The following is an 18,401-nucleotide window of genomic DNA, read 5'->3' as shown; positions in this document are numbered from 1 at the left end:
GGCGCACTACTTGTGGTAGCCGAGCTCCGAGATTACCTGAAAGATCTCTTCGTAGGTGACGAATCGACGGCGGTGCTGAATCTTATAGCCGTCAATCGCGTCCGCAATCTCACGCGCCGCGTCGGACAGTTCGCTATGACTGTTCGAGAATTGGCGTCGTTCGTGCTGTTGCGAAGTTTGTCGATTCGGATCGCGCCGATCCACAAAATTCGCGTCAAGCAAGTGTGACATGATTGAACCCCGGTTCCCCGTGTCAGTGAATAATTCGCCGACTTTGGCGCTTCTAGGGATAACGTAGAACCGAACGCACGCTTGTCAAACGTCCATTAGACGTTAAGCGTATCACCGCAGGCAGCAGAACGATTCGGGTTGCGCCGGTCGTAGCGATTGCGCCGCTAACGCCGCAGCGTTTGCTCCATTCGCTGCCGAGCAAGGGGGATTTCTGCGGCGATCTCGCGGCCGCGGACATTTTGCGGATCCATCGACAAAGTTTGCCGCAAAGCCCATTCGGCGCGAGCAATTCGCCCCGCCGCCAATTCGCATTGCGCTAAACGGGACATCAACTCTGGCGTCGGCGCCCCCTTCTCCATCGCCGCAATCAGATAGTTGCAGGCCGCTTCATAGCGCCCCGCCGCCTGACAGGTATACCCCTGTTCGACCAGCAACTCGATCGGCGCTTCGCCTTGCGGATAGGCGCGTTCGGCGCGGGTTAGACTTGCTAGCGAACGGTCCGGCTGGGATAGATGGCGTTGCGTTCGGGCGAGACGAATATGGACCGGCGGCAGGTCCTCGGCGTAAGACGCACAACGAAGATAGCTCGCTTCCGCGTCCTTCCAATTCCCCTGGCGCTCGGCCAGCTCGCCCGCTAACAGCCAAGCTTCGGCGTGGCGAGGATATTTCGAGATTGCTAGTTGGGCCTGCTCGTTCGCCTCGGGAAATCGACCCGCGAGATAATAGATACGACCAAGCCGAACCATTAACGCTGCGTCGTCGCCTGAGATTCGGATCGCCTCTTTCATTTCGACGATCGCCCCGTCGATGTCTCCTTTGCGATGCAGGGCTTCGGCGTATTGGGAACGCGTTTGCACGTCGACCGGGCATGACTTCTTCGCCTTCGCCAATAGCGACTCGGCTCTCTCGATATCTCCCCGCTGAAGCGCATCAACCCCTTGCTGGGTCAGCAGCCGGCCATTGACGACCCGTTGATGGGCGGCCCCTTGTCGCGAGAACGCGGCGCATCCCGAAACTGCTAGCAAGATCGCCGCCAAGGACAGGCGCAGCAGAACCTGCGTACCCGCGGGGCACGATTTACGGTTTCTGCAATGGCCGAAAAGCCGCGGCATGGGCGGTAAATTCGAGGGGAAGGAAGGTATTGGCGCCGGACGATATCAAAACCAGCCCAATCCGACCAGAGCGGCGCCGGTTACGTTTTTTTCCCAGATCGGTAAAATCGGGAGTTTAGATAATCAATCGTCCCGGGGAGCCCGACCAATGGCGGCCGAATACGACAATTTTGGCATCAGCTTCTCTTACCCTGAGAATTGGAAGCTGGTCGAAGAACAGGCCCAGGAATGGCCTCGCTCGGCCTCGGTCTACAGTCCCAGCGACGCTTTTTGGAACATCACCGTCCATCCCGGCGACGCCGACCTGCGTGAAGCGGTGGAAGCGGTCATCGAGGCGATGGACGAAACGTACGACGACTTCGAGTACGAGATGGCGACCGAATCGTTCGCCGACTACGAAACCTACGGCGCCAATATGCACTTCTATTGCCTAGACATGTTGGTCCAGGCCCAGGTCCGCGCATTTGACTTTGCCGAAGCCAAGGTGCTGGTCATGTTCCAGGGAGAGGATCGCGAATTTGATCGTTTGCGTCAGGTGTTCTCCGCGATCACCCATGACCTGGTAAAGCGGCAGATGGCCGTTTAAAGACTGTCGCGAACGCGTCTGATTTTCTTGGAACCGGGCCCGCGCTTGCCCTATGATGGAACCCTGCCCCTTGCGAAGCGACGAACGCCCCCTTCCCTGATCGCTCTCGTCGAGTCTCGTTCCGAACTTCGCATCGCCCCATCTGTTCGGCTTTGGGTTTACGATGTCCCGCTCGCTTGTCTTGCGTCTGGCGATATTCGCCTGGTTGTTGACGCACACTTCGCCTGAATGGTTGACGCCAGCCGCATCAGCCCAAGACGCCTCATCCCAACGTCCGCCCAACGTGTTGCTGTTGGTCGCCGATGACCTGGGCTATGCGGAACTTGGTTGTTACGGCAATACCGAGGTTCGGACGCCGCATCTGGATAAATTCGCGGCGAAGTCGCTTCTCTGCCGCCAAGCGTACGTAACGGCGCCAAATTGCAGTCCCAGTCGGGCAGGCTTTCTGACCGGTCGGTTTCCGACCCGGTTCGGGTACGAGTTCAACCCAATTGGCGCCCGGAACGAAGACCCCGGCGCCGGCATGCCGATGCAGCAAAAAACGTTGGCCGAGTATCTGCACGACGCCGGCTATACGACGGGACTGGTCGGCAAATGGCATCTCGGAGGCGCCGCCGATTTTCATCCACAGCGACATGGTTTCGACGAGTTCTTCGGATTTCTACACGAAGGCCACTATTTCGTTCCTTCTCCTTGGCAAGATACGACCACCTGGTTGCGGCGGCGTGGATTGCCGAAGGGCGCTGGCGAGCGATATCGCATTAACGACCAGCTGATTTATTCATCCCATATGGGACATGACGAACCGGCGTACGACGCAAACAATCCAATCTTGCGTGGTGGGCAAGCGGTGGCGGAACAAGCGTATTTGACCGATGCGATCACCCGCGAGTCGGTCTCATTTGTCGATCGCTATCAGAACCATCCTTGGTTCCTCTACGTTGCTTACAACGCCGTCCACAGTCCGCTACAGGCCAAGAACGAAACGCTGGAGAAGTTCTCTGACGTCGAGGATATCCATCGCCGGATCTTCCTGGCGATGTTGGCCGATCTTGATCAAAGCGTCGGCGCAATCTTGCAAGCGGTCGAGGAGTCGGGGCAAATGGAAAACACCTTGATCCTGTTCTTCAGCGACAATGGGGGACCGACGCGCGAAACGACCGCCAGCAACTTACCGCTACGAGCCGGCAAGGGCTCGATGTACGAAGGGGGCATCCGAGTTCCCATGATCCTGTGTTGGCCCGGACATACGCAACCGGGCACGACGACCGACAACGTCTTCAGTTCGCTCGATCTGTATGCGACGGTCGCCGAAGTGATCGGACGACCAACGTCCTATCCGCTCGACGGCGTCGCTTGGTCGCAAAATCTCGCCCCATCGCCGCCACCAAGGACGCTCTACTGGAGACAAGGAAAACGCGCCGCGCTGCGTCAGGGCCGCTGGAAGCTTGTCGCCGATCGAGGACACGACGCTTCGTCCGATTGGGAATTGTACGATCTGACTCGCGACCCCAGCGAAGAAACGAATCTAGCTGACGCGCCAGCGCACCAAAAACGGCGGGAAGATATCCTTCGCCAATGGCGCAGCCTAGACCAGGAGATGGCGACGCCCTTGTTTTAGCTCGCTCGCGTTTGTTCCGCAGACGGGGCAAGTTCCGCCGGACGATATCGCCGATCAAGCCGCTTTTCGCGCCAAACGACGCGCAGGGCGTTGCTCAACATTACCAGCAACACCAGGTGGGTAAGGCCGATCAGCGTAAAGACCAAGAACCGGGCCAGTAAATTGTCTCCGTAAATAGTCTTATGAACGACTGGATCTTCGCTGATCGAAAGAAGGGTCATCACCACGGGAATCACGGCGAAAAGGATGCCGAGATAGATGCCCCAGATCTTGTCGCGGAGGACGGCGACGCCCGCCAGGAACAGCGGCAACACGGTCGTCACGATCAGAATCGCGGAGGTAAGATGCTCCGACGCCAGGTCGACGCTTTTCACATGTTCTGAATCGACGAAGATCCAAGCCGCTCCGAGGTTCGCCGAAACCATCCAAATCGTCATGCAAACCGCCAACCAACAAGCGACCGCTCCGGCGTCGTAGATCCGTTGCCCCTCGTTCGCCCACTGCACAAACCGCTCCCACGCATTGGGGCGACGAATGCTGACTCGTTTTCCGTCCGCCGCCAGTCGCAAGTCGCGAGCCAGATCGGCGCAGTTCTGGTAACGATGGGCAGGATCGCGTTCGATACAGCGCAAGGTGATCGCCGCCAAGTCGCGAGAAATTTCTCGATTGGATCGCTGGGGCGACGCAACTTGACCGCGGATGACTGCGTTGGCGACCTCAAAATAGGTCTCGCCTTCGTAAGGCGGCTTGCCGGTCAACATCTCGTACAGGATCACGCCCAGCGAATAGATGTCGGTCGTTTCGCCGGTCGGCCCGCGGCCGCGATATTGCTCTGGCGCCATGTACAGGGGAGTTCCCATCACCAGGCTGGTGCTGGTCTCGCGCATCCGCTGTTCACCCAGCTTCGCCAGGCCGAAATCGGTGATCTGCGGCGTAAAGGGAAGCTCGCCGCACGGCTTGCCGGTCAGCATGACGTTACTTGGCTTCAGGTCGCGATGAACGACGCCCCGCTCGTGCGCATGATGCATCGCGTCGGCCAGATGCGCCGCGATCTCCACCGCTGTGCGAACGTCATACGGCTCGCCGCGGCTGGCAAGATGCTGCGCCAAGTTCCGCCCCGGACAAAAGGCGGACGCGATGTAAGAGATCTCATCAACCTGCCCAGCGTCGTACACCGCCACCAAATGCGGGTGCTCAAGCGACGCGGCCAATTCCGCTTCCTGTAAAAAGCGTTTCCGCTGTAGGTCCGGCAAGTCGTCGACCCGCGGAATTTTTAGCGCTACCTCGCGGTTAAGTTGCGTATCAATCGCCAGATAGACGACGCCAAAACCGCCAGAGCCGACTGGCCGCTGCACGCGATAGCGTCCCAGCGTCTGCCCTTCGGCCAGACCGCAAGTTGCCCGCGGCGTCACAGTAGGCGACAGCGTCTTCGTCATGCAGCTCGACTCGCGCACGGCGTCGAGAGCGTCGTGGAAACGCAACTGCCGCTCAAGTCGGGCGGCAAACTGCGGAAAACGCAATTGGTAATCTTGCAACGAAAACGACTCGGTCAATGATCGTCGCAATTGAAGTTCGTTGTAAACCAGATCAAACAGATCGTCGGCATCGCCCCCTAACTCAGGATTCTGCGCCAGGTACTCCTCGACGGTCGGTCGTTCTCCCGCTTGCCAGCGCCGGTTTTGATCTTGGCAAAGCTGATCGATCAAACGCAAATCTGCGTGCAAGTCTTCGTCTTTGGGAGCGTGCATCGGCGGTACTAAAACCTGGGAGTTAACGTGCGGCCAATTTTCTCAATGGCGCGATGAAAACGCTTTCGCAACGTCTCGGGAGAATCGCCCAACTTGGCCCCAATCTCATCCCACCGATAGCCTTGTCGACGAAGCGAGGCGATCTCGAATTCCTGGGTCGACAACTTCCGCTCCAACTCTTCCAACAGCTCGGACATTTCCATCTTGTCGGCGATCACATTCTCTTGCCCTTGCCGCTCTTCCAACTCTTTCGCATCGTCCAGTGATCGCACCCGCCGCACATCCCGTCTATCAGCCAATTGAAAGCGATAGGCGTCATGCGTCTTGTTGCGGGCAATTTTTAGCAGCAACCGCAGCAACTCTTGGGGCTGCTCGATCTCGTATTGCCCGGCGCCGATCCGCAAGAAGAAAGAGAACATCACCGATTGGCAAATATCCTGCGAGTCGACCACTCGCCGCACAGCCGTGCTGCGCAGCCGATAGCGAATCTCGGCTCGAATCTCGGGCTCGCAATATCGAAACAACTGCTCGGCGGCCGCTGGTTGTCCACTACGGATTTGGCGGATGAGTTCCGCGATATCGATCGATTCTTGCGTCATGCCCTGCCCGGCCTGTCGTCATCAAGAGGGAAGTTGTTGGTACAAGGTGAATTTCACGGTCGGCGACTCGCCGCCAATCCTAGACCGTCAAAAGAACAGAGCCTTAGCTACCATAATCAGGGGAGATTCGTCATTCTAATCGCAATTATTCGCCGCAAGCAATCTTCATTGATGTTCTTCGTTTTTCTCTTTTACTACGCCGAACATTTGGTAAAGTGGACGTTTAGATCCAAAAGAAATCGCTAGTTCGCCAAGAGGCGGAATTGTCGTACTGGCCATTTGGATGTCGGATTTTGGGACCACGTTTGAATTAGGGGTCGCCGGCATCTGTTTCTGCGGGAAAAGCCCTTCAGAATCAGCCAAATGCGCCGCGGCCTCTCACATGTACGAGAGGGAAATCATGACCCATTCCACCACCGGCGACCGCCAGCCGTTCTTTTGCACCCGCGTCGGCGCTCCTTTGGCGGCCGCCTACAGCCCTTGTGACGGCTGCATGTCGCGTTTCAGCTGCCGAGGTTGCGGCCTCACGACCGCGAAAAAATCGACCGCTTCGGCCACTTTGCCCCCGTTTCGACTCGCCTCCAGCGGCGACCAATCGACTCGCGTTAGTGCGGCCCACGAAGTTCACTCGTCGATCGCCTAACAGTCCGTTGATTTTCTCGACGGACTACGCGATCGCACGGATGCGATCCCAAAATAACGACGTAAGTCGTTATTTTGCGAGCCGCGAAGAGCTATGCTCTGAGCCCGGCGAGGTTGGAAAATGCCACGATGGCATTTTTCAACAGGCAGCTAAGCGTCTTCGCCACTGTTTTTCTGGGAAGGGGCGAATCGTCGAAGCAACTTCGGCTTTGCCTATGGATCGTTTCACGAACTTCTCTCCCCTTCCCCGCCGCGGGCCTGCTCCACTCATCAAGGAGCGCCGATTCAGGGCTCGTTCTTCGAGCAAAAGTATTGCCGTTCTGGCAATTTTCTACTTACCGCATCCCTGCAGAAATTCAGCACCTCGGCGCTGCATGCGCACAACGGCAAGCTATAGATGAGTAGCCAGATGGCTATTGCACCGCCGCTGGTCCTGCCTATGCCTGGAAAGGGAGCGTATGAGCCAATCGACCGTATCCGTCCAACTGCATCCGTTCTGCGGACAGCAGTTTACTAGTGACGGCGTCGCCATCTCTCCCTGCACCGGTTGCATGTCTCGCTTCAGTTGCCGAGGCGCCTGGCACTCTCCTCCCCCCAAACCGCGTCCCACCTCCGAAATCGAACTTCCCATCTTGCTGACGCACGACGAAGATCACATTTCGCGTATTGATCCGTCGCACGAGCTGACGGAAACTCGCGAACACGACTTCTGCACGATCGCTTAGCTGCCAGTCGCGGTGAGGCCCCTCTCTACTGCGCCCCAGCCGCCTCGTAAATCCGCTTCGCCGCTTCCTCGTGATGCGGCAATGCGATGATCTCCCCTTCGTCCTGTCCCGTCGCCAGGCACGCCAAGATGCGTGATAGCGCGATATGGTCCGGTAGACGTTCGCGTTCGACCCAGATGTCGGCCATGTAGATGACGCGACCTCGCGTCAGTTCGAGCGGCAGTCGGGTACGGCGTCCTTCCTGATAACGATCATTTTTGATCAGCTCGGCGGTCTCTCGCTGAAACGGCGGCAGTCCGGCGACATCATCCGCTTCGGCCGTGTAAAGCTCAAACAATTCGAGGCCTAAATCGCGCATCGCGTCGGCCAACGCGGGGGAAGGATCTTCTTGCGAAAAAATGACCAAGGCCGGCGCCGATGCGATGCTCTTGGTCCGCAAAAACTCAGCGTTGGCCATCACCACCACCGCCAAGACCGGCTTGCCGTCTTCGCGAATTCGCTTTTCCGCCGCGGCTTCGCTGTACGAGCTATAGAGAATCAGGGCGATAATCGCCAATACGATTAAGACCACAACGCCAGCACAAACGCCGCCGCCAATAATCAGCCAAGTCATCCAACCGCCTTGAGCAGAGAACCGGAAAAGAAGGAGCGAACCGATCCCATCGTAGTGCAGGCGCCGCCGTTTACAAAGTTCTGGCCAGGATTTCCCTGATCAAGCGGCCAGGCGAATCGGTCCCTTGGGACTTCGCAAGTTAAACAGGCCGAAGATCTCGTCTTTCGACAACCCGCCCGGCTGCGGAGTCCCAGCCTCGGCAAACAGCGTATTGAACAGCTCCCGCTTTTCGTTGAGCACCTGATCAATTCGCGTCTCGATCGTGTTCATCGCCAGATACCGCGAAACCGTGACCGCGCCCTTGGCCCCGATCCGATGCGCTCGATTGATCGCCTGATCTTCAATCGCCGGATTCCACCAACGATCAAACAGGAAGACATACTCGCAAAACTGTAGATTGAGCCCCACGCTCCCGGCGCCATAGCTCATCAGAATGACGTGCTTCGACGGGTCATGCTTAAATTGGTCGATCACGCCGTCGCGATGTTTGCTCGGGATTTTGCCGTGATACTCGAGCGGCCCGAAAGGCTCCAGCTGTTTGCGGATCTGTTCGATCGTTTGCGTCCATTGGCTAAAGACGATCGCCTTCTTGCCGCTGGCGGCGACTTCTTCCATGTCGGCCCGCAGTTGTTCCATCTTGCTGCTGTCGCCGGTCCGCGGATCGAAGTTGCAGATCTGCTTCAGCCGCAGCACCAATTCAAACACGTGCTGTACCGTTAGCTCTTCCCCCATCTTTTCGAGCCGCACGATCCCCTCGTTCTCCGCCAGTTCGTACGTCTCTTGTTGTGCTGGCGACAGCGACAAGTCGGCGTCGCGATACAGCCGCGGCGGCATATCCTCAAGCACCATATCCTTGGTGCGGCGAATGATGTACTCGCTGGTCGCCGTGCACAATTGTTTGAGCGGCATCCCTTTGTACAGATAACCAGGCACCAGGAACTCGAAGATCCCGACTAGGTCGTCGGTGCAATTTTCGATCGGCGTGCCGGTCAGCGCCCAGCTGCGATCTCGCGGGATCGCCCGTACAATCTGCGCCGTGGTGCTGCCGGAGTTTTTGATCCGCTGCGCTTCGTCCAACACCACCAGGTCAAACCGCAGCGATTCGTCGTTGACGATCTCTTGATCGCGCATCATCAGTTCGTAGTTGGCGATCTTCACTGGCGCTTCGGTCGAGCGCCATTGCCACGTTCGCCGCGCCTGGTCCCCTTCAATAATCGAGACCGGAATCTCCGGCGCCCACGTGGCGAACTCCCGCTTCCAGTTGGTCACCAACGGCTTGGGGCAGATCAACAAGATGTTGCGGGCCTCTCCCGAGCGGATCAACATCCGCATCGTCGAAATGGCCTGCATCGTCTTGCCCAATCCCATCTCGTCCGCCAAGACGGCCGCCGTACGCGGAAAGAGAAACGCGATCCCTTCAAACTGGTACGGAAACGGCTCGAACGGAAACTCCAATGAGCCGGTGCTGACCAACGACTCCAGCGAAGGCTGCAGTAGGTAGTAGAGCCGATCTTGCAGTTTGATCACGTCGGCCGGCGGCTTGATCCGCGTCGCCGGCTTTTTGGCCTGGCTCGGCTTCGCCTCTTTATCTTCCACGCCAGACTCGAGGGCATTCTGATTGTCGGCCGGCGTTTTTTTGGCGGGCGGAGGTCCGACCGCCCAATCAGGCGCTTCGGGGAAGACATAAGTCTTGACCGCCACGCGCGGCGCTCGACAAGGAATCGACACCACCTTAGGAGCGTCAATCTTCAGCGGCGTCGACTCGGTCGCCAGCTCCAGCGAATCGTCAAACGTTTGACTGTGCGTTTCGACGCTCACTTCCAGATTAGCGAACGAAACGATCGACGGCGCCGCCGCATCGGCTTCCGGCAGATTCATCTTCCCATCCTTGGGGTCTGAAGTTGTTGGGCGTCGACCTTGGGTCGACCTGTCGGATTAACCGCGTTGCGACTGTTGCGCTTCGCTGATCGCTTCGTGGATACGTCCAAACGGCTCGGTCAAATCGATGCGGGCCTCGAACGTCTCCCAGATACCGGCCACGTCCGCTTGATCCTGCGGATACGCGTCGTTGACCAACACGTCGGCGCCAGCCAGGGCGAATGAAGCCGCCGACTTGGGCGCGGCAATGGCATGGGGAGCGTCGACTCGCCACGATTGACCAGCGGCGTCGCTCGTAGACTCGCTAGCAGGCGGCTCGGCGGCGACGGCGGGAATCGCAATCACCGGCGCCTCGACATGCTGCCGGACGGCAAGCACCTCGGTCATGTCGGTGCAGATCAATCGCGGCGCCAGTTTCGTCTTGCGAACCAGAGCCGCCGCAATCTGCTCTCCACAAAGATATTCACGCAGCGTCGGGCCGTACAAAATCTCCTGGGCACGATTCGCTCTGACTGGCGTCGTGCAATGGAATTCCAACGGTCGCCCGTTGGAATTAAGTAATAGGTATCCGCCGAACAGGCCGTGCTGCTCGTCTTCGACCACCGTCAAGTATCCTACAGTCGGCACGGAACTCTTGTCCCTCGCGGTCACAGGCAGCTTTCTCTCAGGGGTGCAAATCCGGGGTGCTATCACATCGCCCATATTCCCTCATGCGACGATGCTTCCTTCACAATCGGTGCTGCGCGGCGGTCGACTTTAACTGTCGCAGCGAAGGCGCCAAGAGCGGGGCTTGCTAGCGGCACTGCCAAATTCCGCAAATGCTCGACAATCGCTGGCCAACGTGACTATACTTAGGGTCTTCCCCCCCTGGAGTTTTTATCAATGTCTGGCCCGAATAATTTCCCCTCCCTCTTCACTCACGTCGACGTAACTGCCGGTTCTCCCACAGGTAATGACGATTCGACAGGCGGCAATATCGCCGGTTTGCTGCAACGTATGGTAACGCTGCAGGAACGGCAGGCCGAACTGATGGAGGAAATGCTGCAAAACCAGATTTCGCAGCAAAAACAACGACAAACCGAGCTAGCGGCTTGGCGGAAAGCCAACCCAGAGCTGGCCGATAAATGCCGCAAGGCGGCCGAAGCGCTAAGCAAAGTCCACACCGAGTTTCTCGACTCGATCGCCAGCGAAATCGACGATAGCGGCGAAGACATGATCGACAGCGAATTTATGCTGACCGAATTCGTCGATCGCTTCGGCCCGCGGATCGCCCACCTGAACGGAGTGCTGCAAATGCTGGCGCAGCTCGGCAGTCCGCACTCGCCGGGCAAATAAACCTTGCCTGCAATGGACATCGCGATCGCCGCCCCAACCACCAAGCCCCGCTTCCGACGGGGCTTTTTTTCTGCGCGAATTCTCGCCGCACGGCTCAACCGCTGAAACCTGTCTGCCAGCTGGGAAGTAGCTTTCCATGGACGCCCATCTCCTAATCTTCGACGGGAACCTTGCCATGGCGACGCTCTATCGGTCCTTGTTCAGCCCCCTGCTGCTGACCACCCTATTGCTGGCGCCCACCGTAGCGGCAGCGGCGCCCCAGGTTCGTCAAATCGATCAAGAGCCGAAAGACGCCTCGCGGGATCGCGTCGTCCCAATTCGCATCTACCTGCCCGAAACAGAGAAGCCGTTACCGGTAATTCTCTTTTCGCATGGCCTGGGGGGCTCGCGAGAGAACAGTCGTTACCTGGGCGACTTCTGGGCCGAGCATGGTTACGTCAGCGTCTTCCTGCAGCATGCCGGGAGCGATGAGGAAGTCTGGAAAGGAGTCGAGCGCCGCCAGATCTTGCAGGCAATGAAACAAGCGGCCAACGGCAAGAACATGCTCGACCGCAACAAAGACGTCTCGTTCATTCTTGATCAGTTGGAAATCTGGAATAAACAACACGACAGCGCCCTACACAGCAAACTCGATCTCAAACATATCGGCATGGCCGGGCATAGCTTCGGCGCGGTCACCACGACGGCGGTCGCCGGTCGCAAGTTTCCGCTCGGCATGACCACCAGCGAACCGCGGCTCGACGCCTTTCTGCCGATGAGCCCGCAGACGAGCAAGGGCATGTCAGCCGCAGATTCGTTTGGCGAAATCAAAGCCCCGATGCTCTGCATGACCGGCACCGAAGACAGCAGCCACATCGACGGCAATACGACGCCGGCGTCGCGCCGCGAAGTCTACAAGGCGCTGCCGGCCGGCGATAAGTACGAGTTGGTTTTCGACGGCGCCCAGCACTCCGCCTTTTCTGACACTACCGGACTTCGCGTCGGCCGACGTGATCCGGACCACCATCCGGCGATCCAGCAAATCAGCCTGAAGTTTTGGGACGCCTATTTGAAGAACGACGCCGCCGCCAAACAGTGGCTGCAGTCGAACCAGCCCCGCAAGGAAACGACGCTAAAGAAAAGCGACGTCTGGCAGTGGAAGTGAGAGCGCGATCGCTTAGTCCTCTAGCTCAAACGCAAACACGTTCTCGCCGGGGTCTTTAACTTCGACCGTTAGCCCGCTCGTCTCTTCGCTGGCGTATCGTTTCGGCAGCAAATGCTGCGGAGCGCCCGAGAGGGCGGAGTTCATTTGCCGCGACAAGCGACTATATTCGGCCGGCGAAACAGTCTCAGGATCGGGCAGCGCCAGCACTTCCAGTTTGCGGATCGCAACCTCGTAAGTTCCCGGGATAACGCCGTCTGCTTCTTCATAGGTCCAGAGCTTGACTTCCCCTTGGTCGTCGGTGTGACCGACGGCGCCTCTTACTTCCGCTCCGGCGAACGTGACGGTCGCCTTTTCGACGGGTTTGCCCTGATAGGTAACCACTGCTGTGACCGGCACCGTTTTTGGGCGATTCGGATCGCGGGCCTTTCCGCAACCGATGCCGGCAACCGTCACAATCAACAGCAAAGCTAATTGACTCGTCCGCATTATCACTCTCCGCCCGCTCTATCTTAGAATTCGCTTTGCGTCTCGCCGCCGTTGATCGAGCCCAGCGCGCCCCAGACGCCGTACGGACTCGGGCCGCTGGCGGCCTCGGTCGCGGTGGGGTTGCCTGCGTCGATCGTCTCGCTGATGAAGTGAACCGAACCATCGGCGAAACCAACGTTCACGCCGCCGGTGTGAAAACTGCTGGGAGTCCAGATGCCCCAGGTTCCGTCGTTGTGCGCGATCGTGCAGCGAGGCGAATTGGGAGGCAAGACAGAACTAAAGCCGGTAAAGAAGACGCGACCTTCCGCCCACCGACTGCCGGGCGCCCGATGGACGTAGGACTCGGCCGTCACTTCGACCGCCGAGGCGACCAGGCCATTGCTGCCGCGAGCCGCCCAACAATCGGCGGGGCTCGACGGATTGGTGTTAATGCCTGGTGTGACGGCGACGTTTCCTTTCAGGAAGCGAGTCACGCTGTTCGGACCGATCACTACTTCTGATACGGCGAATGAGTTGCTGGTCCCATCGCTCAAATCGGCGAATGTGCGATTCTCGAGCGGCACAAACATCCCGCGCTTCGACGAACTTGTCGTGTGGTTGTTCCGAATACTGTCGCCGACCGACAGGTGATAACTACGCGGCTGACGCCCACTGACGCCAGCACGGCTTCCCCAGTTGGGATCGGACGGACAGGCAAACTCGCTGATCGTCGTGTTCTGATGAGTCGGGTTCCAGTCGTTTGCGCCATACGGCGGACTCGCGCTGGTCATGTCGTCATAGATCGCCGTCTGCTCCAGGTAAGGCAACAGCGCCGCGAAACCGGCTGGTCGGGTCGGCTGCACCTGCATCTGCAGTGCCGGGAAAGCGGAGTAGGCGTCGTGATAGGTGTGCAGCGCCAATCCGACTTGCTTCATTCGGTTGACGCATTGCATCCGCCGCGCCGCTTCACGAGCTTGCTGCACCGCCGGCAACAACAGGGCGATCAAGACGCCGATGATCGCGATCACGACGAGAAGTTCGACCAACGTAAAAGCGAATCGCCGATCGCGCAGCTGGGAATTCTTCGAAAAGCGCATAAGTCGACTCGCTGTTCCGAGGGGATAAGGGAAAGAGAAGCAATCGCGCCGCCAATCAATCGGGGAAAACGCTTCGAAGGAAACGTCAGGATCGAATCAAAGGCGCTAGGTATGTCATCATCTCGCTCTTCGTTTATATAATTTGAGCGAGAAATGGGTCAAGAAAATAACAGGAGATTGAGGCTATTTATTGCGTCGATATGCTAGTCAAACGGCGCCGAATAGATCGTCATTGTGCATGACTACTTCCGTTCAATATCACATGACGCACGGTGACGCGCAACGATTGCTCGCCGCAATTCGGACAACGATTCTTACGCCATTTTGCCCACGGAAAGGTGATGAACTTGTGCGAGCTACATGCGGCACACGGTTGCCACTTAAACCAGACGAGCCAAGAATGAAACAATGCCCCTAGACCCAAGCATGGGTAGAAGATAGAGCTGAAAGTGAGCAATGCAAGTCCAAACGAATTGCTCTCTAGCCAGGCGGCAATGACAAACGGTAAGGTCGCGAAGAAGAGAACGGTGACGTTCCTGAATGCGCTGCAAGGCAAGGCATTTACCGCACCGCATTGGCGACACAGGAAGACTCGATATCTCCACCCCTTGGTCGAACTTGGCCGGCGATTCTCATCAACCCAAATTCGCAGCGTACTGTAGCAGTTAGGGCGAGCGAACCACTCCCGAACTTCTTCGTCGCATGGGTCATAGCACCCATATCCCTTTGTTGAAATCCCTCGACCATGCCGAATCCAGCACCCCTGGTCTTCGTCAAACCACTCCTCGACCTTCGGATCGATATCGCAGTGGTCGCAGCAGATTTTGTAGAAGGCGGCCAAAATGCAGGCCTGGCGGTATAGAGATATCTCCTGCCTAGTTCTAACGTATCGCTTCATCTCTGTCGCGAAATTCGCTCTTACGGCTCTTTAGATTCAGAACGCCGCTTTGCAGGGGCAATCAACCCCCAGCACCAAGAGGCCAGCGATCCCAGATCACGAAAGATCTGAAACGCCACATCACATACGATCGCCGTTGCGACAAACGGTACGACAATCGCGACGCCGATCATCACCATACTCAAATCAAACAGATAGGCGAGCGGCGCCGCCACGCCAATCGCCACCACCAAAGAAACAAGCCAAATCCATTTTGACTTGGGAGCGAAGAGGGTCCGCGAGGTTCCCCTCGTCAACTGGATGCCATGGTAAATCTCAACCGCAAGAAACCAACCAAAGATCGCCCCAAAAGGCGCCGCCAACAATCCGCGCCAGACGCTACCGCCGGCGATCCCCATCGCAAGAAATGCGATCCCCGACAAGAGCATGATCACGACCAGGGTTGATGGGCGTATACCGCGGGCGCGCGACCTTACTGTCTTCGCCACCTGTTTGGCTGTCGGCTTGGTTTTGCCCGCTTGATTCATGCGATGGCGCCTACTTGTCGGCCAAATTCTCCGAAAACAGCACTTCGCAGCCAGGTGCGGATTCCTGGTCAATTTCTGAGCGCCGGCTACAAAACGGGCGAAATTCAGCTTCTGAGAGACTCGTCGCAACAGACCCGCAAACACCCCCATTTGGCTGTTTTCCAAATTATTCCGTCCGACAATGGTTGTCGAAACAAGTTTTCCTTTCTATGCTGATTGGGACAGGCCCGCGACGCCCGGTTTCTCACCCCTTTCGGCGTCCGTCGTGCGGCGATTTTCCTACCCCATGTTTTGCGCGCAGGTGGTGAAGATGAATTCTGGCGAAAGCGTCTTTTCGGACGAGATTCAGGCGAAAGCCCAAGCGGCAAAGGACAAGCTCGATCAACATGCTTACGAGACGGTCCAGTGGCACTTTCACGAGTCGACCGGCTGCCCCTTCTGGCTCGAAAAGAAGAAAGAGCTGAACTTCGATCCGTTGACCGAAGTGAAGAACTACGAAGACATTCAGAAGTTCCCCCTGTTTGAAGACGAATGGCTCCGCGGCGGTCCGGTTCGTCGTTGGGTTCCCAAGGCGTTTGAGAACGATCCTGTCTACGTGTTCGAAACCGGCGGCACCACCGGGATTCCGAAAAGCCGCATCGCGATCTCCGACTTCCGTACCGATTACTCGCTGTTTAGCGACACCCTGCCCGATCAATACTTCCCCAAAGGCGCTAACTGGTTGATGCTTGGCCCGTCGGGCCCGCGACGCTTGCGTCTGGCGGTCGAACACCTGGCCCAACATCGGGGCGGCATCTCGTTCTGCATCGACTTGGATCCGCGGTGGGTCGTCAAGTTGATCAAGAAGGGGTGGATGGAGCACCTGGAAGAATACAAAAAGCATTGCATCGATCAGGCGATTACCATCCTGACGGCTGGACACGATGTGAAGTGCATGTTCGGCACGCCGAAGCTGATCGAATCGCTTTGCTTGGGCCTGGAAGAACGGGGCACGACGCTGGCCGAAGTCGGCGTAACCGGCATCTTCAGCGGCGGTACTGAGTTCACCCCGCAGTGGACCCGTTACTGCGTCGAAGAGTTGTTCGGCGGCCCACCGGAAGAGAGCGGCATCTACATGACGCCGACCTATGGCAATACGCTGATGGGATTGGCTTGCAGCAAGCCGGTCACCGCGGCCGAAGGTTACAAGATCAGCTACTACGCACCGCAACCGCGGGCGGTCACCGAAGTGGTCAGCTTTGACGATCCGATGCAAGTCGTACCGTACGGCGAAACGGGTCGCGTCAAACTGACGACCTTGACCAAGGAATTCTTCGTTCCTGGTTTCCTGGAACGAGACGAGGGCGAACGCGAAATGCCGTTCGAGAAATACCCCTGGGACGGCGTCAGCGGCGTTCGCCCCTTCCACGGCATCGCGTCGAGCACCACCGTCGGCGTTTACTAACCGCAGTGGTAAGATAAGAACCGCCGGTTCGCCCCACACTAGCCCGCAGCGCAAGCGAGGCAGTGCGGTCGAACCGGCAGAAGCTGACAACCATTTCGCTAGAGCTTGCACCAGATTCGCTCTAGCGACTTCCCGCTTTCCATTCTCACTTGGCCGGCCGCATTCCCTTGCTTGCGCTGCGGGCTAGTGAAAGACTATCGATCACCATTCTTTCATTTTCGTCTGCGAGAATCGTCATGCTCAAAATTCCCGCCATCCGTTGGGGCAAGCCGTACGAATCGCTGGAAGTCGAAGACGTCGTTCACTTCGCCACCGGAGAACCGATCGCTCAATTGAGCCAGGTTGGCGGCGGTCTGCTGAAGCGCGACATGCGACACGCCCAGAAGGCTCGCAACGCCCTGCGTGAAATCCCGCCGACGGAGTTGCTCGAGTTGCTGAAGAAGGCGGCCGACCTGTTCATGAACGCGACGCTGCCGATGGGAGATGGAACCCAGACGCCGGAAGAGTTCGTCCATGCTCAAAGCGCCAGCACCGGCCTGCCGGAAAACATGTGCCGTTTCAACATGGAGAAAAACTCCTATGCCCTGTCGAACATGGACCGGATTCTCGACTCGCTGACCCGCGGGCTCGATCTCGATATCCTCTCACGCGGCTACGGCGAAGAAGATCGCGGCGTCACGCTGAGCTACCAGGCACAAAGCCCGGTACTGGGCGCCGTGTTGCCTTCGAACTCGCCCGGCGTGCACACCTTGTGGCTACCGGTGATTCCGCTGCAACTTGGCTTGGTGCTAAAGCCGGGCGGCAAAGAGCCGTGGACGCCGTACCGCATTTTCTACGCCATGGTCGAAGCAGGCGTGCCGGCCGAAGCGTTCGGTCTGTATCCAGGCGCCGGCGGTGATGTTGGCGCAGCGCTGCTGGCGGCTTGCGATCGCTCGATGGTCTTCGGCGGTCAGCAGACGATCGATCAGTACCATGGCAACCCCCGCGTTCAGGCGCACGGCCCCGGCTTCAGCAAGATCTTGCTGGGCGACGACGTTGTAGACGACTGGGAACGCTACCTCGACCTGATAGTGCAAAGCGTTTTCGCCAACAGCGGTCGCAGTTGCATCAACGCCTCCGGCATCTGGGCTTCGCGACACACCAAAGAAATCGCGGAAGCGATCGCAGAAAAGATTGGCGGAGTGGAACCGACCGACCCGACCGATCCGACGGCGTCGCTCGCCGCGTTCACCCAAAAGGGAATGGCGACGGCGGTTTGGGGCATGATCGAACAAGACCTGGCCGAATCTGGCGTAACCCACGTGACCGAAAAGTTTGGCCCCCGTTTGGAAGAACGTGAACTGTGCGACTATCTGAAGCCGATGGTGGTTCATGCCGATAGCCCCGAACGCGCCGTCGCGAAGAAGGAATACATGTTCCCATTCGTCAGCGTGGTCGAGTGCCCGCAAGATCAGATGCTGAAGAACATCGGCTATACCCTAGTCGGCACAGCGATCACCGGCGACGAGGCGTGGAGTCGCCAATTGATCGACGCGACCAACATCGATCGCTTGAACATCGGGCCGATCCCAACGATCAAGCTCGATTGGCTGCAGCCGCACGAAGGAAACCTGATCGAGTTCCTGTTCCGCAACCGCGCCTACCAGATGGCGCCGCTGGAAACGGCCGTCGTCTAGTCATCACGAAATCGGTATCGCCCGTCGTCTCCCACGGCGGGCGCTGTTGCAAGAAGTCGC

18 protein-coding genes are annotated in these 18,401 nt (G+C 58.1%); 8 read left to right on the top strand and 10 right to left on the bottom strand.

What is annotated here, in order from left to right; genetic code table 11:
• Nucleotides 1–6: 6 nt before the first annotated feature.
• Both Enr8_RS04450 and Enr8_RS04445 read right to left on the bottom strand, forming a co-directional pair.
• Complete coding sequence (locus tag Enr8_RS04450) at nucleotides 7–231, bottom strand: hypothetical protein (protein ID WP_146429389.1); 225 nt, start codon at nucleotides 229–231, stop codon at nucleotides 7–9.
• 164 nt (nucleotides 232–395) lie between these two features.
• Nucleotides 396–1,256 carry a tetratricopeptide repeat protein gene (locus Enr8_RS04445; RefSeq protein ID WP_186767427.1) on the bottom strand — a complete coding sequence of 287 codons (861 nt, stop codon included), beginning with the start codon at nucleotides 1,254–1,256 and terminating at the stop codon, nucleotides 396–398.
• 235 nt (nucleotides 1,257–1,491) lie between these two features.
• Between Enr8_RS04445 and Enr8_RS04440 the strand changes: the two genes are divergently transcribed.
• Together Enr8_RS04440 and Enr8_RS04435 are read left to right on the top strand one after the other, a co-directional pair.
• A complete protein-coding gene (locus Enr8_RS04440) occupies nucleotides 1,492–1,929 on the top strand; it encodes a hypothetical protein (protein ID WP_146429387.1) in 438 nt (145 codons plus the stop codon).
• 163 nt (nucleotides 1,930–2,092) lie between these two features.
• Nucleotides 2,093–3,550 carry a sulfatase-like hydrolase/transferase gene (locus tag Enr8_RS04435; protein ID WP_146429386.1) on the top strand — a complete coding sequence of 486 codons (1,458 nt, stop codon included), beginning with the start codon at nucleotides 2,093–2,095 and terminating at the stop codon, nucleotides 3,548–3,550.
• Here Enr8_RS04435 and Enr8_RS04430 read toward each other — a convergent pair.
• Both Enr8_RS04430 and Enr8_RS04425 read right to left on the bottom strand, forming a co-directional pair.
• On the bottom strand, nucleotides 3,547–5,298 hold the full coding sequence (locus tag Enr8_RS04430) for a serine/threonine-protein kinase (RefSeq protein ID WP_146429385.1): 1,752 nt from the start codon (nucleotides 5,296–5,298) through the stop codon (nucleotides 3,547–3,549). The genes Enr8_RS04435 and Enr8_RS04430 overlap by 4 nt on opposite strands.
• A gap of 8 nt (nucleotides 5,299–5,306) precedes the next feature.
• Entirely contained in the window at nucleotides 5,307–5,897 is a 591-nt protein-coding gene (locus Enr8_RS04425) for an RNA polymerase sigma factor (protein WP_146429384.1), read from the bottom strand.
• Nucleotides 5,898–6,297: 400 nt separating this feature from the next.
• Here Enr8_RS04425 and Enr8_RS04420 point away from each other — a divergent pair, with 400 nt between their 5' ends.
• Nucleotides 6,298–6,540, top strand: a complete 243-nt coding sequence (locus Enr8_RS04420; protein ID WP_146429383.1) for a hypothetical protein — start codon at nucleotides 6,298–6,300, stop codon at nucleotides 6,538–6,540.
• Nucleotides 6,541–6,997: 457 nt separating this feature from the next.
• Nucleotides 6,998–7,264 (top strand): hypothetical protein, encoded by a 267-nt coding sequence (locus tag Enr8_RS04415; RefSeq protein ID WP_146429382.1) that lies wholly within the window; start codon nucleotides 6,998–7,000, stop codon nucleotides 7,262–7,264.
• 25 nt (nucleotides 7,265–7,289) lie between these two features.
• On the opposite strand, the gene Enr8_RS04410 is transcribed toward Enr8_RS04415, so the two are convergent.
• The 3 genes from Enr8_RS04410 to Enr8_RS04400 all read right to left on the bottom strand — a co-directional run bounded on the left by Enr8_RS04410 (nucleotide 7,290) and on the right by Enr8_RS04400 (nucleotide 10,382).
• On the bottom strand, nucleotides 7,290–7,877 hold the full coding sequence (locus tag Enr8_RS04410) for a hypothetical protein (protein ID WP_146429381.1): 588 nt from the start codon (nucleotides 7,875–7,877) through the stop codon (nucleotides 7,290–7,292).
• Nucleotides 7,878–7,976: 99 nt separating this feature from the next.
• A complete protein-coding gene (locus Enr8_RS04405) occupies nucleotides 7,977–9,755 on the bottom strand; it encodes a DEAD/DEAH box helicase (protein ID WP_146429380.1) in 1,779 nt (592 codons plus the stop codon).
• Between the two features lie 57 nt (nucleotides 9,756–9,812).
• Entirely contained in the window at nucleotides 9,813–10,382 is a 570-nt protein-coding gene (locus tag Enr8_RS04400; RefSeq protein WP_146429379.1) for a hypothetical protein, read from the bottom strand.
• A gap of 255 nt (nucleotides 10,383–10,637) precedes the next feature.
• Here Enr8_RS04400 and Enr8_RS04395 point away from each other — a divergent pair, with 255 nt between their 5' ends.
• Both Enr8_RS04395 and Enr8_RS04390 read left to right on the top strand, forming a co-directional pair.
• The gene (locus tag Enr8_RS04395) at nucleotides 10,638–11,090 is read left to right on the top strand and encodes a hypothetical protein (protein ID WP_246119943.1); all 453 of its coding nucleotides are present in this window, start codon (nucleotides 10,638–10,640) and stop codon (nucleotides 11,088–11,090) included.
• A 175-nt stretch (nucleotides 11,091–11,265) separates the two neighbouring features.
• Entirely contained in the window at nucleotides 11,266–12,234 is a 969-nt protein-coding gene (locus Enr8_RS04390) for an alpha/beta hydrolase family protein (protein WP_246119942.1), read from the top strand.
• Between the two features lie 12 nt (nucleotides 12,235–12,246).
• Here the strand turns inward: Enr8_RS04390 and Enr8_RS04385 are convergent, their stop codons facing one another.
• The 3 genes from Enr8_RS04385 to Enr8_RS04375 all read right to left on the bottom strand — a co-directional run bounded on the left by Enr8_RS04385 (nucleotide 12,247) and on the right by Enr8_RS04375 (nucleotide 15,221).
• Entirely contained in the window at nucleotides 12,247–12,720 is a 474-nt protein-coding gene (locus Enr8_RS04385; protein ID WP_146429377.1) for a hypothetical protein, read from the bottom strand.
• A gap of 23 nt (nucleotides 12,721–12,743) precedes the next feature.
• A complete protein-coding gene (locus Enr8_RS04380) occupies nucleotides 12,744–13,796 on the bottom strand; it encodes a DUF1559 family PulG-like putative transporter (protein WP_146429977.1) in 1,053 nt (350 codons plus the stop codon).
• A 918-nt stretch (nucleotides 13,797–14,714) separates the two neighbouring features.
• Complete coding sequence (locus tag Enr8_RS04375; RefSeq protein WP_146429376.1) at nucleotides 14,715–15,221, bottom strand: hypothetical protein; 507 nt, start codon at nucleotides 15,219–15,221, stop codon at nucleotides 14,715–14,717.
• Nucleotides 15,222–15,531: 310 nt separating this feature from the next.
• Here Enr8_RS04375 and Enr8_RS04370 point away from each other — a divergent pair, with 310 nt between their 5' ends.
• Together Enr8_RS04370 and Enr8_RS04365 are read left to right on the top strand one after the other, a co-directional pair.
• A complete protein-coding gene (locus tag Enr8_RS04370) occupies nucleotides 15,532–16,665 on the top strand; it encodes a phenylacetate--CoA ligase family protein (protein WP_146429375.1) in 1,134 nt (377 codons plus the stop codon).
• Nucleotides 16,666–16,901: 236 nt separating this feature from the next.
• A complete protein-coding gene (locus Enr8_RS04365; RefSeq protein ID WP_146429374.1) occupies nucleotides 16,902–18,341 on the top strand; it encodes an aldehyde dehydrogenase family protein in 1,440 nt (479 codons plus the stop codon).
• Nucleotides 18,342–18,401: the final 60 nt, after the last annotated feature.

The sequence above is a fragment of the Blastopirellula retiformator genome (assembly GCF_007859755.1).
Lineage (GTDB): Bacteria > Planctomycetota > Planctomycetia > Pirellulales > Pirellulaceae > Blastopirellula > Blastopirellula retiformator.
Note: the sequence above shows the minus strand (reverse complement) of the source record. Positions and strands in the feature narration are given on the sequence as shown.

Coding starts and splice junctions, on each gene's coding strand:
- Enr8_RS04450 (WP_146429389.1), bottom strand. CDS start 231: ATGTCACACTTGCTTGACGCGAATTTTGTGGATCGGCGCGATCCGAAT.
- Enr8_RS04440 (WP_146429387.1), top strand. CDS start 1,492: ATGGCGGCCGAATACGACAATTTTGGCATCAGCTTCTCTTACCCTGAG.
- Enr8_RS04435 (WP_146429386.1), top strand. CDS start 2,093: ATGTCCCGCTCGCTTGTCTTGCGTCTGGCGATATTCGCCTGGTTGTTG.
- Enr8_RS04430 (WP_146429385.1), bottom strand. CDS start 5,298: ATGCACGCTCCCAAAGACGAAGACTTGCACGCAGATTTGCGTTTGATC.
- Enr8_RS04425 (WP_146429384.1), bottom strand. CDS start 5,897: ATGACGCAAGAATCGATCGATATCGCGGAACTCATCCGCCAAATCCGT.
- Enr8_RS04420 (WP_146429383.1), top strand. CDS start 6,298: ATGACCCATTCCACCACCGGCGACCGCCAGCCGTTCTTTTGCACCCGC.
- Enr8_RS04415 (WP_146429382.1), top strand. CDS start 6,998: ATGAGCCAATCGACCGTATCCGTCCAACTGCATCCGTTCTGCGGACAG.
- Enr8_RS04410 (WP_146429381.1), bottom strand. CDS start 7,877: ATGACTTGGCTGATTATTGGCGGCGGCGTTTGTGCTGGCGTTGTGGTC.
- Enr8_RS04405 (WP_146429380.1), bottom strand. CDS start 9,755: ATGAATCTGCCGGAAGCCGATGCGGCGGCGCCGTCGATCGTTTCGTTC.
- Enr8_RS04395 (WP_246119943.1), top strand. CDS start 10,638: ATGTCTGGCCCGAATAATTTCCCCTCCCTCTTCACTCACGTCGACGTA.
- Enr8_RS04390 (WP_246119942.1), top strand. CDS start 11,266: ATGGCGACGCTCTATCGGTCCTTGTTCAGCCCCCTGCTGCTGACCACC.
- Enr8_RS04385 (WP_146429377.1), bottom strand. CDS start 12,720: ATGCGGACGAGTCAATTAGCTTTGCTGTTGATTGTGACGGTTGCCGGC.
- Enr8_RS04380 (WP_146429977.1), bottom strand. CDS start 13,796: ATGCGCTTTTCGAAGAATTCCCAGCTGCGCGATCGGCGATTCGCTTTT.
- Enr8_RS04375 (WP_146429376.1), bottom strand. CDS start 15,221: ATGAATCAAGCGGGCAAAACCAAGCCGACAGCCAAACAGGTGGCGAAG.
- Enr8_RS04370 (WP_146429375.1), top strand. CDS start 15,532: ATGAATTCTGGCGAAAGCGTCTTTTCGGACGAGATTCAGGCGAAAGCC.
- Enr8_RS04365 (WP_146429374.1), top strand. CDS start 16,902: ATGCTCAAAATTCCCGCCATCCGTTGGGGCAAGCCGTACGAATCGCTG.